This window comes from Oceanicola granulosus HTCC2516, from assembly GCF_000153305.1.
Taxonomy (GTDB): domain Bacteria; phylum Pseudomonadota; class Alphaproteobacteria; order Rhodobacterales; family Rhodobacteraceae; genus Oceanicola; species Oceanicola granulosus.
This window is the reverse complement of record NZ_CH724107.1, coordinates 760,943-773,987: the sequence shown is the minus strand read 5'-3', so window position 1 is coordinate 773,987 and position 13,045 is coordinate 760,943. Positions and strand designations below refer to the sequence as shown.

Here is a 13,045-nt window from a genome sequence, read left to right as displayed (position 1 = left end):
CGTCAGGCCGCACGAATGCTGTTGATGAAACAAAGCACCGGAAAAACCCCCCATCGAGGGCCCACCGGCGCATGTGACGAAAATTGTCGGTCCCCTGGCAAACCGGGGCAGCATCGGCAGGCTATCGCATCAAATATGCAACGACCTTACCGAGCCTTCTCGACGCCTGTCAAAGCCATAGATGCCCGGGCACCAAATATCAGCACCGGCGCGCGTGTCGTTGACTTGCGGGAGAAGGTGGCGCACCCGATAGGATTCGAACCTATGGCCTCTGCCTTCGGAGGGCAGCGCTCTATCCAGCTGAGCTACGGGTGCCTGTGCGCCCTATAGCTTCTGCGGAGAGGCCCCGCAACGGGTTTCCCCGCGACACGGAGCCTCTTTCTCGTGGCAGGTCAGCCCTAGCGCTCACCCCACTTGGGACGACAACTATGGTTGTCGCCGTGGCCGACGCCCCGGCCGCCGTCGTGAGGGAAGCACAACACAGTCCGCGCCTGGACTCAGCTCCGGCTCAGGCGAACAGCTCGTGGCAGAGCTCCAGCGCCTCGATCAATCGGTCGACTTCGGCGCGGGTGTTGTACATCCCGAACGAGGCGCGGCAGGTGGCGCTGACGCCGAGGTGATCCATCAGCGGCCCGGCGCAGTGGTGGCCGGCGCGCACGGCGACGCCCTTCTTGTCGAGCACGGTGGAGATGTCGTGGGCGTGGGCCGCGCCCTCGAGCGTGAACGAGAAGATCGCGCCCTTGCCCGGCGCTGTGCCCTGCACCGTCAGCCAATTCAGGCCGGCGAAGCGCTCCTGCACGTAGTCGCGCAGGTCGGCCTCGTGGGCGGCAATGCGCTCCATCCCGATCTCCATCAGGTACTCGAGCGCCGCGCCGAGGCCGATGGTGGCGACGATGCCGGGGGTGCCGGCCTCGAACTTCATCGGCGGGTCGTTGTAGAGCACCTGCTCCTTGCTGACCTCGCGGATCATGTCGCCGCCGCCGAGGAACGGGCGCATCTCGTCCATCCGCTCGCGGCGGATGTAGATCGCGCCCGAGCCGGAGGGGCCGTAGAGCTTGTGGCCGGTGATGGCGTAGAAGTCGCAGCCGATGTCGGCGACGTCGACGGGGCCGTGCACCGCGCCCTGGCTGCCGTCGACCAGCACCGGCACGCCGCGCGCCCGCGCGCCCGCGCAGATCGCCTTCACGTCGACCCGGGTGCCGAGCACGTTCGACATGTGCGTCACCGCGATCAGCTTGGTGCGCTCGGTGACGGCGGCGAGCAGCTTGTCGGGGTCGAGCGCGCCGGTCTCGTCGACGTCGACCCACACCAGCTTCACCCCCTGGCGCTCGCGCAGGAAGTGCCAGGGCACGATGTTGGCGTGGTGCTCCATCACCGACAGGATGATCTCGTCGCCCGCCTCCAGGCGCGGCATCGCCCAGCCGTAGGCGACGAGGTTGATCCCCATCGTGGTCCCGGTGTTGAGCACGATCTCGTCTTCCGTCGGCGCGTGGAGGAAGCGGGCGACGGTGGCGCGGACCGCCTCGTAGCGCTCCGTCGAGAGGTTCGACAGGTAGTGCAGGCCGCGGTGGACGTTGGCGTATTCCTCGGCATAGCCGCGCGTGACCGCGTCGATCACGGCCTGCGGCTTCTGCGCCGAGGCGCCGTTGTCGAGGTAGGTGAGCGGCTTGCCGTTGACCTGCCGCGACAGGATCGGGAAGTCGGCGCGGATCTTGTCGATGTCGTACATCAGATGTCTCCTGTGCCCGCGATCGCTCCGATCAGGCCGAGCAGCACGGAGAGGCCCACGCCCATGCCGAGCAGCGACACGACGAGCGTCAGCGCCGCCCGTCCGAGCGAGCCGAAGGATTGGGCCTCGTTGATGAAATGAAGCAGCACCCAGAGCGCCGCCGCGATGCTGAGCAGCGCCGCGATGCCGCCGAGGAGCGGGCTGACGAGGATGAGCACGAGCTGCACCAGCTGCAACGCGAGCAACAGCGTCTGCAGCCAGACCAGCAGCGCCAGCGTGTCGGGCAGCTCTCCCGAGCCGCCGAGCATGCGGCCGGTGAAGTGGAGCGCGAAGACGGCGATGACGAGGGAGCCGCCGAGGATGAAGGCGTAGGCGAACGGCGTCACCGCGAGCATCACCGCGTCCTCGGGCGGCGGCGCGACGAGGTTGAGCAGCCCCACCAGCAGCACCGACAGGACCGTCACCAGCACCAGCGCCAGCCACAGCGTCTGGCGCGAGAGCCGCTGGGCGAGGATCATCCGCGCCACCTCGGCGGGCCGCTCGATCGTCGCCCAGAGCAGGCGCAGCAGGCCGGGGAGCGCGCCGGTCATGGCCGTTCCGCCTCGATCAGCGACAGCAGCCAGATGACGCCGAACGCGACGCACCAGCCGACCCCGACCAGCGCCGCCTGCGGCCCCGGACCGATGAAGCCGCGCACCAGCCCGTAGAGCAGCGCCAGCGGCGCGCTCGCGAGCAGGGCCCAGAACAGCGCCAGCCGCGCGCCGAACCAGCTCCCCTGCCCGCCCAGGGCGCGGGCGACGAGGTGGCTGAACGCGGCGAGCAGGTAGAACATGAGCGGCAGCACGAGCACGCTGCCGAAGAAGGCGTAGGCCGCGAGCTGCGACAGCGCCGCCGCCTCCTGCCCCGGTGCCGCCTCCAGCCCCTCGGCGACGCGCACGAGCCGGGGAAGCTGGGCGACGAATAGCAACAGGCACCCGAGGAACAGGAACGCCAGCGCCCTGTCCTCGCGCGGCCCCTGGGCGAGGAACCCGCGCATCACTGCGCGCGGGCCCCGCCAGGTGCGCCATATGTCGGCGGTCACGGCCATCAGGCGGCGTGCCGCTCCAGCCAGCCCGCGAGCCGCTCGCGCAGCTCGTCGGCGTAGGCCTCGTCCTCGATCTCCTCGAGCGCCTCGGCCACGAAGGCCAGCGTCAGCAGGTTGGTCGCCTCGACCTCCCCGACCCCGCGCGAGCGCAGGTAGAACAGCGCCTCGGGGTCGATCGCGCCCGAAGTGGAGCCGTGGCTGCAGGCCACGTCGTCGGCGTAGATCTCGAGCTCGGGCTTGGCCAGGAACTGGGCGTCGTCGTCGAGCAGGAGCGACTGGCTGATCTGGTAGCCGTCGGTCTTCTGCGCGCCCTTGCGCACGAGGATCTTCCCCTGGAACACGCCGGTGGCGGCGTTGCGCAGGACCTTCTTGAACACCTGCCGGCTCTCGCAATCGACGGCGTCGTGGGTGACGAAGACGGTGTCGTCGTGGTGGAAGTCCTTGCCCGCCCCGAGGCAGGCACCCGCGATGTGGGCGACGGCATCGTCGCCGGTCAGCTCGACGACGCACTCGTTGCGCGTCAGGACGCCGTTGAAGGTCAGGGTGAAGGTCTTGAAGGTGCTCTCGGTGCCGAGCCGCGCGAAGACGGACGTCTCCGCACGCCGCTCGTGATCGCGCCCCTGCACCCGCACGAGGTGGCAGGCCGCGCCGTCGGCCACGTCGACCTCGAGCCCCGTCGACAGGCGCGCCGCGCCGGGGCCGGTCTCGAGCAGCGTCACCGACGCGCCCTGCTCGACCTTGACCACATGGTGCAGCACCGCGTCGGCGCGCTCGCTGGCGCGCTCGTAGACGAGGTGAACGGGCTTTGCCGGCGTGCCGGTGACGCGGATCACCACGCCGTCGGTCGCCGTCGCGCTGTTGAGTGCGGCGAGCGGGCGGTCGGTCTTCTCGTGGCCCTGCGCCTCGAGCCGGCCGTACACGTCGCGGGCCCAGTGGATGTCCTTCGCGCCCGCCTCGGCGAGCCGCTCGATCTCGATGCCCTCGAGCGCGAGGTCGTCGGACGCCTCGGCGTCGAACACGCCGTCCACGAACACCAGCCGCAGCCGGTCGACGCTATCGAACAGCGGCGCCTCCTGCGGATCGAACAGGGCCGCCGGCGCGGGCTCGGCCGCGCTCAGCGAGGTCGGGTCGGTGAAGCGCCAGTACTCGTCGCGCCGGTGCGGCAGGCCCATCGCCTGCACCCGGCCGAGCGCCGCCTCGCGCGCCTCGCGCAGCCACGCGCCGCTCTCGGGCAACCGCAGGCCGGCCAGCCGCGCCTCGGTGGCGTCGGTCTTCTGCTGTTTCAGTGCCGCCTTCGCCATCAGGCCACCTCGCCGAGGATGTCGCCGTAGCCGTTCTCCTCGACCTCGAGCGCCAGCTCGGGGCCGCCGGTCTTCACGATCCGGCCGTCGGACATGATGTGGACCACGTCGGGCGTGATGTGGTTGAGCAGGCGCTGGTAGTGGGTGATCACCAGAAAGCCCCGGCCGGCGTCGCGCAGCGCGTTGACGCCGTCGGAGACCAGCTTCATCGCGTCCACATCGAGGCCGGAATCGGTCTCGTCGAGGATGCACATGCGCGGCTCGAGGATCGCCATCTGCAGGATCTCGTTGCGCTTCTTCTCGCCGCCGGAGAAGCCCATGTTGACCGGCCGCTTGAGCATGTCGGGGTCGATCTGCAGGCTCTTGGCCTTCTCGCGCACCAGCTTGAGGAAGTCGGCCGAGCTCACCTCGGGCTCGCCGCGGGCCTTTTTCTGGGCGTTCAGCGAGGTGCGCAGGAAGGTCATGTTGCCGACCCCGGGGATCTCGACGGGGTACTGGAACGCCAGGAACAGGCCGGCCGCGGCGCGCTCCTCGGGCTCGAGCTCGAGCAGGTCGACGCCGTCGAGCCTGGCGCTGCCGCCGGTGACCTCGTAGCCGTCGCGGCCCGAGAGCACGTAGGAGAGCGTCGACTTGCCCGACCCGTTCGGGCCCATGATCGCGTGCACCTTGCCGGCCTCGACCTCGAGGTCGACACCTTTCAGGATCTGCTTGTCCTCTTCCTCGAGCTTGACCTCGAGCCCCTTGATATCCAACAGCATCTCGTCTCCTTCTCGCGGGGGACCCCGCGACCTAGTTCTTCAGTTGCAACAGCTGCGCCACGCGCAGCAATTCATGGTTCCTGATCCGCCGCGGCGTGACCTCGAAGCGCGCCATGCGGCCCCGGACCTCCACCTTCTCGGCGTAGTCCTCGACGACGTGGTACTCGGGCCGGTCCACGTAATCGTCGAACATCACCTGCACCGGCCGGCGCGAGCGGAACACGCACGCCAGCAGGCAGCCCACCCGGAAGCGCCCGTCGATCAGCACCAGGTCGGGCTGCACGAACGCCTTGCCGCCCCAGACCCCGAGCGCGTAGCCGGGATAGGCGAAGTGGCGGGCGTTGTTGGCGGGCTTGCCCCACTCCTTCACCTCGCCCACGTCCACCCGCGCGATGCGCGGCAGCGAGGCGGGCGGATTGGCGGCGAACCACGCCTCCATCATGTCCGCCCAGGCCGGATCGTTCTCGACCGAGGTGACGGTCTTGCCGTCCATCTCGGCCGCCATCACGGTCGAGCCGCCCGAGCCGTACTCCAGGATCACCCCGGCGGCCTCGTAGGCCTCGCGCAGCCACGCCGCCTCGGCCTCGGGCAGCGTCAGCGCCGGCCGCTCGGGCGCGGTAGGGGCCTGGCTCTCTGTCTCGCTCATCGCCGTCCCCGCCGCCTCAGCGGCGCTCCTTGGGTAACAGCAGCAGGTTCTCGTTGATCCGGTTGCCGCCGAACGCGCGCGCGATGGTGTAGTCCCACTCCTCCATCAACGCCTCGAAGTCGGCGCGGTTGCGGTGGTCGACCTCGACGAACATGTTCGGCCGGCACGACGCCACGGTTTTCGCCAGCCCCCGCAGCGCGGCGACCTCCATGCCCTCCACGTCGACCTTGAGGAAATCCACGTGCCGCCCGTCGATCAGGCTGTCCCCCGTGCGCAGCGGGATGTCGCCGCCGCCGGTCGTGTCGACCTTGGCCCAGCCGAGGTTGCCCTTCGGTGCGTGCACGGCGGCGTCGTCGATCTCAACGTCGCCGAGCCCGTAGCCCAGCGTCTCGAGCGTCACCCGGTCCTCGAGCCCGTTGAGGCAGATGTTGGACAGGTAGAGCGCGATCGCGTCGGGATTCATCTCGAACGGCATCACCGTCGTCGCGCCGCCGAACAGCAGCATGTAGAGCGAATGGTTGCCGATGTTGGCGCCGATGTCGGCGAAGGTGCCGCCCTCGGGGAAGTGCTCGGCGAGCACCTCCAGCTGCTTGGCCTCGTAGAACGCGCCCTTGCCGTGCACCTGGTGGATGCGGTCGGCCTCGTTGTCGATGGTGAACAGCACCGGCGTGCCGAAGCGGCGCGACAGCACGACACGCGCCCCGCGCGGCGTGATATACCGCGCGGGCCGCCCCATCCGCTTGCGCACGACGGGGCTCAGCTCCCGGACAACGACCTCGTCCACGTCCTAGCCCACCGAGCCTTCCAGCGAGATCGCGACGAGCTGCTGGGCCTCCATGGCGAACTCCATCGGCAGCGCCTGCAGCACTTCCTTGGCGAAGCCGTTGACGATCAGCGCCACCGCCTCCTCCTCGTCCATGCCGCGCTGGCGGCAGTAGAACATCTGCTCGTCGTCCACCTTCGAGGTCGTCGCCTCGTGCTCGACGCGGCTGCTGTTGTTCTTGACCTCGATGTAGGGGACCGTGTGGGCTCCGCACTGGTCGCCGATCAGCAGGCTGTCGCACTGGGTGTAGTTGCGGCTCTCGAGCGCCTTCGGGTGCATCGAGACGAGGCCGCGGTAGGTATTCTGCGCCTGCCCCGCCGAGATGCCCTTGGAGACGATGCGCGACTTGGTGCGCTTGCCGAGGTGGACCATCTTGGTGCCGGTGTCGGCCTGCTGATGGTTGTTGGTGATCGCGATCGAGTAGAACTCGCCCTGGCTGTCGTCGCCGCGCAGGATGCAGGACGGGTATTTCCAGGTCACGGCCGAGCCGGTCTCCACCTGGGTCCACATCACCTTCGCCCGGTCGCCGCGGCAATCGGCGCGCTTGGTGACGAAGTTGTAGATGCCGCCCCGGCCTTCCTCGTCGCCCGGATACCAGTTCTGGACGGTGGAATACTTCACCTCCGCGTCTTCCTCGACGATGATCTCGACCACCGCGGCGTGCAGCTGCGCGGTGTCGCGCTGCGGCGCGGTGCAGCCCTCGAGGTAGGAGACGTAAGAGCCCTTGTCGGCGATGATCAGGGTGCGCTCGAACTGGCCGGTATTCTCGGCGTTGATGCGGAAGTAGGTCGACAGCTCCATCGGGCAGCGCACGCCGGGCGGCACGTAGACGAAGGAGCCGTCCGAGAACACCGCCGAGTTCAGCGCGGCGTAGAAGTTGTCGCCCTGCGGCACGACGGAGCCGAGGTACTTCTTCACCAGCTCGGGATGCTCGCGGATCGCCTCGGAGATCGAGCAGAAGATCACGCCGGCCTTCTGCAGCTCCTTCTGGAAGGTCGTGCCCACCGAGACGGAGTCGAACACCGCGTCGACCGCGACCTTGCGCTCGCTGTTGTCCTCCGGCGTCGCCACCTCGTCGGCGCCCTCGACCCCGGCGAGGATCATCTGCTCCTTCAACGGGATGCCCAGCTTCTGGTAGGTCTCGAGCAGCTTGGGATCGACCTCGTCGAGCGACTTCGGCTTGGTCTCGAAGCTCTTCGGGCGGGCATAGTAATACTGGTCCTGGAAGTCGATCTCGGGATACTCGACCATCGCCCAGTCGGGCTCGTCCATCTTCAGCCAGCGCGCGTAGGCGCCCAGACGCCACTCGGTCATCCACTCGGGCTCGTCGTTCTTGCCCGAGATCAGGCGGACGATGTCCTCGCTCAGCCCCTTGGGGGCGTAGTCCATCTCGATGTCGGTCTCCCAGCCGTACTTGTACTTGCCGGAGAGCTTGCGGACGGCCTCGACGGTCTCCTCGTCGACGCCTTCCTTCACCTCGGTGACCTTCGGGGTGTCCAGTGCGGTCATGTCTCGTCCTTCCTCACGCCGCGCGGGCGCGGTGTCGCTTCAGTTTCGCGGTCCAGGTCTCGGCGAACCGCAGAACCTCGTCTTCCGTCGTCTCGGGGCCCAGCGACACGCGGATCGCGCTCGCCGCCGCCTCGTCGTCGTATCCCATCGCGCCCAGCACGCGGCTGGCGCGGACCTTGCCGCTCGAGCAGGCGCTGCCGGCGCTGACGGCGAAGCCGGCGAGGTCCATCGCCATCACCTGCGTCTCGCCCTTCCAGCCCGGAGTGACAAGGCAGGAGGTGTTCGGCAGGCGGTCCGAGTCTTTCCCGACAAAAATAGTCTCTGGCGCGCCGGCCGCAATGGCGGATTCTAGAATATTTCTAAACTGGCCGATCCGCTCCTGCGCGCCCCCGGCCAGCTCGGCCATCGCGGCGCGCGCGGCGGCGGCCATCCCGGCGATGCCGACGACGTTCTCCGTCCCCGAGCGCCGCCCCATCTCCTGCCCGCCCCCCACCAGCAGCGCCGGCAGGTCGGTCCCCTGCGGCACCAGCAGCGCGCCGACGCCCTTGGGCCCGCCGAACTTGTGCGCCGAGATCATGTAGAGCGCCGGCGGCAGCCAGCTCAGCGCGACCGGCACCCGGCCCACGAGCTGCACCAGGTCGACCAGCCGCAGCGCGCCGCCGGTGTCGAGCTCCAGCGCCTGCAACACGCCCGTCTCGCTGTTGGCCGCCTGCACCGCCACCAGCTCGCCCGGCGCCGCCGCCACCGCGCCGACGCGCCCGTCGCGCCCCACCGGCAGCGTCTCCCAGGCCACCCGGTCGGCCCAGGCCGCCACCGCGTCGTGCTCGACGGCCGAGCCCAGCACCCGGCTCCAGCCCGCCGACAGCGCCAGCGCCGCCGCCTCCGTCGCGCCCGAGGTGAAGACGATGTCGAACCCCTGCGCGCCGAGCGCCTCGGCGAGGTCCGCCCGCGCCGCCTCGACCAGCCCCTTCGCCGCGCGCCCCTCGGCGTGGACCGAGGACGGATTGCCCACCACGTCCATCGCCGCGACCATCGCCGCCCGCGCCTCGTCCCGCAGCGACGCCGTGGCGTTGTGATCCAGATAGACCCGCGTCACGCGCGCCCCCCTCTGTCCTGGAAGTATCCCGGGGGAGTCGCCCACGGGGCGACGGGGGCAGCGCCCCCCTCTCCCGGCTCAGCCCTCATCGACGACCTCGAACAGCGACGGTACCGCCGGACACGGGGCGAGCGCGTTGCCCACCACGTCCGACAGCCGGGTCTGGTGCAGGAAGACGTAGACATGCGCCGACAGCCCCTCCCAGAGCCGGTTGGTCAGCGACTGCGCCCGCGAGCCCGACGCGCCGCCAGAGGCGCCCGCGCCCTTGTGCATCGCGCTCACCGTCTCGTCGACCGCGCCGAGCACGTCGGCCACCCGGATCTCGCTCGCCGGTCGCGCGAGACGGTAGCCGCCGCCGGGGCCGCGCACGCTCTCGACGAGGCCGGCGCGGCGCAGCTTGACGAACAGCTGCTCGAGATAGGGCAGCGAGATGTCCTGCCGCCGCGAGACCTCGCCCAGCGACGCCAGCCCGCCCTGCGGCAACAGCGCCAGGTCGGCCAGGGCGACCATCGCGTAACGACCCTTGGTACTCAGCTTCATCAGACCCTCCGGACGGGAACGCGGCCAGCATTGACGCCGCCGACACGCCTGTTTACTTCCCCTATACCTCCGGGATCCGGAGTTTAGAACACTTCTAAACAAGCCCGCGCAAACGTCAAGTTCGCGGCCGCGCGACGAAAGGTGATGCATGCCCGAGGTAATCTTCCCTGGCCCCGAAGGCCGGCTCGAGGGCCGCTATCACCCGCAGCGCGACCGCGACGCGCCGATCGCCATCGTGCTGCACCCGCACCCGCAATTCGGCGGGACGATGAACAATCGCGTCGTCTACAACCTGCACTACGCATTCTACAAGCTGGGCTTCACCGTCCTGCGGTTCAACTTCCGCGGCGTCGGCCGCAGCCAGGGCGAGTACGACCAGGGCGTCGGCGAGCTGTCCGACGCCGCTTCGGCGCTCGACTACCTGCAGTCGATGAACGCTAACGCCAAGCATTGCTGGGTCGCCGGCTTCTCGTTCGGGGCGTGGATCGGGATGCAGCTGCTCATGCGCCGCCCCGAGATCACCGGCTTCGTCTCGGTCTCGCCGCCGGCCAACATGTACGACTTCTCCTTCCTCGCCCCCTGCCCCTCGTCGGGGCTGGTCATCAACGGTTCGGGCGACCGCGTCGCCCCTCCCCAGGACACGGTCAACCTCGTGAACAAGCTCCACGAGCAGAAGGGCATCACCATCACCCACCAGACGGTCGAGGGCGCGGGCCACTTCTTCGAGGATCCGCACATGGACACGATGATCACCTCGGTGAGCGAGTATGTCGGCCGCCGCCTGACCGAAACCACCCGCTGAGGGAGCCGCGCCCATGTCCCTGACCGACGACGTCGCCGACCGCCTCGCCCTCGAGACGATCGAGCTCATGGACCGGCTCGGCGACGACCGCATCGCCGAGGCCGTGGCCAAGTCGCTCGGCGCCTCCTCGCAGACCACCGAGGAGGCCTTCCGCACCGCGATCCGCGTCCGGCTCGCCGAGCGGCGCGCGCGGGCGGCGCTCAAGGAGATCGAGGCGCAGGGCGGGCTCAAGGAGTGAGCGCGCCGGCGGAGGCCGACCACTTCCTCGTGCCGCTGCTCGACGGCGGCCACGGGCTCGGCCAGGTCGCCCGCGTCGAGGTCGACGGCACGCTCGACCTCCTCCTCACACTGCGCCGCGACGCTGACGGCGGCCCGCTGAGCGACGCCGAGATCGTCGCCACGCCCCGCACCCCCGCCAGCCCCTTCGAGCGCGGCATCTGGTGGAGGGCGGGCTATCACGCCCTGCCGCCGCTCGGCCGCATCGACCGGACCCTGGCCACCGAGTGGCCGCCGCTGCAGGACCCGGCGGTCATCGAGGCCTTCCTCAACGCCTGCCACGGGCTCTATCCGTGGGACGGCTTCCCCGACCCGGAGCACTTCACCGCCATGCTCCGCCCCGGCGTCGCGCCGCCCCCTTCCCGCACCTTCTCGCGGCCGGGCACCGGGTGATGGCCGCCGCCGACCGCCTGGCCGCGCAGCTCGCCTTCCTCGTCGCCGCCGACGGCCTCAAGGCCGTGCCGAGCGGCAGCCGCCTCATGGACGACCGCCGCGCCGAGAACGCCGCCGAGGCCGCCTGGCACCGCGCCCTCTGGGCCCTCGCCTTCGCCGACAGCGCCCCCGCCGGCACCGACCTGGACCGCGCCCTCGCGCTCTGCCTCCTGCACGACCTCGACGCCGTCGCCCCCGCGCGTGTCGCGGCGGCACGGGCGGACTGGGGTGGGGCGCGTAACGCCGAGGACCTTCCGGACCGCCCAGGTCCCGGCGGCACCGACACCAGCGCCCCCGGCACCGATGGCCACACCGGCCCCGTCACCCCGCTCTTCGCCCTGCTCCCCGCCGAGCAGGGCGCCGCCCTCGCCGCGCTCCACGCCGAGGCACGGCACGGCGACGGCCCGGCGGCGCGCTTCGTCCGGACGCTCGCCCTCGCCCAGCCGCTCCTGCAGACGCTCGCCGCCACCGGCCTCACCGAGACCGACCGCGACGCCGCCCGGGCCGCGCTGACCACCGGCGAGGCCGCCGCGCTGCGCGATGACTGGCCGGAGCTGCACGCTCACGCCACCGCCCTGCTCGACGGCGCCGGCCTGCCCGCGCCCGAACCGCTCGGCGCGCGGCTGCGCTTCCTCGCCGAGGCCGACCGGCTGAAGGGCGTCCTGCGCGCCACCGGCACCTTCGACGGCACCCGGCGCGAGAACTCTGCCGAGCACTCCTGGCACCTCGCCCTCTACGCCATCGTGCTGCCCGAACATGCCGCGCCCGAAGTCCGCCCCGCCCGGTCGCTGAAGATGCTCGTCCTGCACGACCTCGTCGAGATCGACGCCGGCGACGTGCCCGTCCACGCGCTGCACGACGCAGCGCTGCAGGCCGCGCGCGAGGAACGGGCGGCGGCGCGACTTTTCGGCCTGCTGCCCGGCCCGCAGGGCGCCGCCTTCCGCGCCCTCTGGGACGAGTTCGAGGCGGCCGTGAGCCCCGACGCCGTCTTCGCCAAGGCGCTCGACCGGGTCCAGCCCGTCATGGCGAACCTCGCCACCGACGGCGGCACCTGGACCGCCTACGCCGTCACCCGCGAGCAGCTCGAAGCCCGCGTCGGCACCAAGGTCCGCCGCGGCGCCGCGCCGCTCTGGTCCGCCCTCGAGCCCCGCCTCGACGCCTGGTTCTCACCGCGAGACTAGCGCCCGGATCTTGCCGAACCGATACCGCAGGCGCGGCAACCCGGCAGCCACAGCCACGTCCCGCCGAGCCGGCGCAGCCGCGCGCCGCTGCCCGCCTTGAAGCGCCGCAGCCCCGGCGCCGCGGCGTTGGTGGTGCCGAGGTCGAGCCGGCACACGCCTTGCGCGCGCAGCGACAGCATCGCCGCCCAGAGCAGCCGGCGGTGTGCCTCCGCCGCCCGCCCCTCGTCGCCGCACCAGCCGACGAGATATGTCGCCACCGCGCCGTGGCGCACGAAGATCATCGCCGCCTGCCGCCCGATCGCCGCACAGTGCACCGCCCCCGGCTCCGCCGCCGCCAGCGCGGGCACCAGCGCGCCGGGCAGCCCGCGATAGCCGCGCGCCCGCCGCTGCGCCGCCTCCGCCGCGAGCACCCAGCCGTGCCGCTCCATGCAGAACGGCCCGCCCTCCGGCGCCGGCCCCGCGCGCGCCAGGCCCGCGTTCAGCCGGTTGCGCCACTTCTGCGCCATCGCCGCCCGCAGCGCGTCGGGCGGCGGCGCCAGGCACAGCTCCGCCACCTCCACCGGCGCGACGATCCGCCGGTAGCCCATCGCCCGCAGCGGCGCGCCGCACGCCGCCGTCTCGGCGTTGACCAACGCCGCCGGCGCGGACCCCTCGCCCGCCCGCCAGCGCGACGCCAGCCGCACCGGCACACCGAGCAGCCGCCGCTCGATTACCAGCGCGCCGCCGACGACGCGCGCCCGCCCGCCGAGCGCCCTCACCGCGGCGGCGAACACCGGCGTCTGCTGCAGCGCCTCCATGACGCGCAGCAAAGCACGCACCCATGAAGATTCCCCTAACGCCCCGCCTCTGGCCACTCCCGCCCCCGCGC

Annotated in this window: 15 protein-coding genes and 1 tRNA gene; 4 read left to right on the top strand and 12 right to left on the bottom strand. The window is 71.0% G+C overall.

All coding sequences use genetic code 11. The features are described 5' to 3' along the window. Positions 1-238: 238 nt before the first annotated feature. The 11 genes from OG2516_RS03775 to iscR form a co-directional block, all read right to left on the bottom strand. Positions 239-315: transfer RNA gene (locus tag OG2516_RS03775), tRNA-Arg, on the bottom strand. A 193-nt stretch (positions 316-508) separates the two neighbouring features. Further along, positions 509-1,729 carry a cysteine desulfurase gene (locus OG2516_RS03770; protein ID WP_007254291.1) on the bottom strand — a complete coding sequence of 407 codons (1,221 nt, stop codon included), beginning with the start codon at positions 1,727-1,729 and terminating at the stop codon, positions 509-511. Continuing rightward, a complete protein-coding gene (locus tag OG2516_RS03765; RefSeq protein ID WP_007254290.1) occupies positions 1,729-2,319 on the bottom strand; it encodes a YIP1 family protein in 591 nt (196 codons plus the stop codon). Before OG2516_RS03765 ends, OG2516_RS03770 begins: the two co-directional genes overlap by 1 nt. Then, positions 2,316-2,816, bottom strand: a complete 501-nt coding sequence (locus tag OG2516_RS03760) for a YIP1 family protein (protein WP_007254289.1) — start codon at positions 2,814-2,816, stop codon at positions 2,316-2,318. The genes OG2516_RS03765 and OG2516_RS03760 overlap by 4 nt, the downstream gene beginning before the upstream one ends. Then, complete coding sequence (locus tag OG2516_RS03755) at positions 2,816-4,114, bottom strand: SufB/SufD family protein (protein ID WP_007254288.1); 1,299 nt, start codon at positions 4,112-4,114, stop codon at positions 2,816-2,818. The genes OG2516_RS03760 and OG2516_RS03755 overlap by 1 nt, the downstream gene beginning before the upstream one ends. Next, a complete protein-coding gene (sufC, locus tag OG2516_RS03750) occupies positions 4,114-4,869 on the bottom strand; it encodes a Fe-S cluster assembly ATPase SufC (RefSeq protein ID WP_040615438.1) in 756 nt (251 codons plus the stop codon). Before sufC ends, OG2516_RS03755 begins: the two co-directional genes overlap by 1 nt. A 34-nt stretch (positions 4,870-4,903) precedes the next feature. Beyond that, entirely contained in the window at positions 4,904-5,518 is a 615-nt protein-coding gene (locus OG2516_RS03745; protein WP_007254286.1) for a hypothetical protein, read from the bottom strand. Positions 5,519-5,534: 16 nt separating this feature from the next. Further along, complete coding sequence (locus tag OG2516_RS18865; RefSeq protein WP_007254285.1) at positions 5,535-6,302, bottom strand: FkbM family methyltransferase; 768 nt, start codon at positions 6,300-6,302, stop codon at positions 5,535-5,537. 3 nt (positions 6,303-6,305) lie between these two features. Continuing rightward, on the bottom strand, positions 6,306-7,850 hold the full coding sequence (gene sufB / locus OG2516_RS03735) for a Fe-S cluster assembly protein SufB (protein WP_007254284.1): 1,545 nt from the start codon (positions 7,848-7,850) through the stop codon (positions 6,306-6,308). 13 nt (positions 7,851-7,863) lie between these two features. Beyond that, the gene (locus tag OG2516_RS03730) at positions 7,864-8,946 is read right to left on the bottom strand and encodes a cysteine desulfurase family protein (RefSeq protein ID WP_007254283.1); all 1,083 of its coding nucleotides are present in this window, start codon (positions 8,944-8,946) and stop codon (positions 7,864-7,866) included. 78 nt (positions 8,947-9,024) lie between these two features. Then, complete coding sequence (gene iscR / locus OG2516_RS03725; RefSeq protein WP_040614956.1) at positions 9,025-9,486, bottom strand: Fe-S cluster assembly transcriptional regulator IscR; 462 nt, start codon at positions 9,484-9,486, stop codon at positions 9,025-9,027. 148 nt (positions 9,487-9,634) lie between these two features. Here iscR and OG2516_RS03720 point away from each other — a divergent pair, with 148 nt between their 5' ends. Genes OG2516_RS03720 through OG2516_RS03705 form a run of 4 tightly spaced genes read left to right on the top strand, consistent with a single transcriptional unit; the run spans position 9,635 to position 12,177 of the window. Continuing rightward, positions 9,635-10,288: an alpha/beta hydrolase gene (locus OG2516_RS03720; RefSeq protein WP_007254281.1), complete on the top strand. Its 654-nt coding sequence runs from the start codon at positions 9,635-9,637 to the stop codon at positions 10,286-10,288. A gap of 13 nt (positions 10,289-10,301) precedes the next feature. Next, positions 10,302-10,526, top strand: coding sequence for a hypothetical protein (locus OG2516_RS03715; protein WP_007254280.1), 225 nt, complete (start codon positions 10,302-10,304; stop codon positions 10,524-10,526). Then, on the top strand, positions 10,523-10,957 hold the full coding sequence (locus OG2516_RS03710; protein WP_007254279.1) for a hypothetical protein: 435 nt from the start codon (positions 10,523-10,525) through the stop codon (positions 10,955-10,957). The genes OG2516_RS03715 and OG2516_RS03710 overlap by 4 nt, the downstream gene beginning before the upstream one ends. Next, positions 10,957-12,177, top strand: a complete 1,221-nt coding sequence (locus tag OG2516_RS03705) for an HD domain-containing protein (protein ID WP_007254278.1) — start codon at positions 10,957-10,959, stop codon at positions 12,175-12,177. Before OG2516_RS03710 ends, OG2516_RS03705 begins: the two co-directional genes overlap by 1 nt. Here the strand turns inward: OG2516_RS03705 and OG2516_RS03700 are convergent. Beyond that, positions 12,174-12,995 (bottom strand): GNAT family N-acetyltransferase, encoded by an 822-nt coding sequence (locus tag OG2516_RS03700; protein WP_156799266.1) that lies wholly within the window; start codon positions 12,993-12,995, stop codon positions 12,174-12,176. The genes OG2516_RS03705 and OG2516_RS03700 overlap by 4 nt on opposite strands. Between the last annotated feature and the right edge of the window lie 50 nt (positions 12,996-13,045).

Coding starts and splice junctions, on each gene's coding strand:
- OG2516_RS03770 (WP_007254291.1), bottom strand. CDS start 1,729: ATGTACGACATCGACAAGATCCGCGCCGACTTCCCGATCCTGTCGCGG.
- OG2516_RS03765 (WP_007254290.1), bottom strand. CDS start 2,319: ATGACCGGCGCGCTCCCCGGCCTGCTGCGCCTGCTCTGGGCGACGATC.
- OG2516_RS03760 (WP_007254289.1), bottom strand. CDS start 2,816: ATGGCCGTGACCGCCGACATATGGCGCACCTGGCGGGGCCCGCGCGCA.
- OG2516_RS03755 (WP_007254288.1), bottom strand. CDS start 4,114: ATGGCGAAGGCGGCACTGAAACAGCAGAAGACCGACGCCACCGAGGCG.
- OG2516_RS03745 (WP_007254286.1), bottom strand. CDS start 5,518: ATGAGCGAGACAGAGAGCCAGGCCCCTACCGCGCCCGAGCGGCCGGCG.
- sufB (WP_007254284.1), bottom strand. CDS start 7,850: ATGACCGCACTGGACACCCCGAAGGTCACCGAGGTGAAGGAAGGCGTC.
- iscR (WP_040614956.1), bottom strand. CDS start 9,486: ATGAAGCTGAGTACCAAGGGTCGTTACGCGATGGTCGCCCTGGCCGAC.
- OG2516_RS03720 (WP_007254281.1), top strand. CDS start 9,635: ATGCCCGAGGTAATCTTCCCTGGCCCCGAAGGCCGGCTCGAGGGCCGC.
- OG2516_RS03715 (WP_007254280.1), top strand. CDS start 10,302: ATGTCCCTGACCGACGACGTCGCCGACCGCCTCGCCCTCGAGACGATC.
- OG2516_RS03705 (WP_007254278.1), top strand. CDS start 10,957: ATGGCCGCCGCCGACCGCCTGGCCGCGCAGCTCGCCTTCCTCGTCGCC.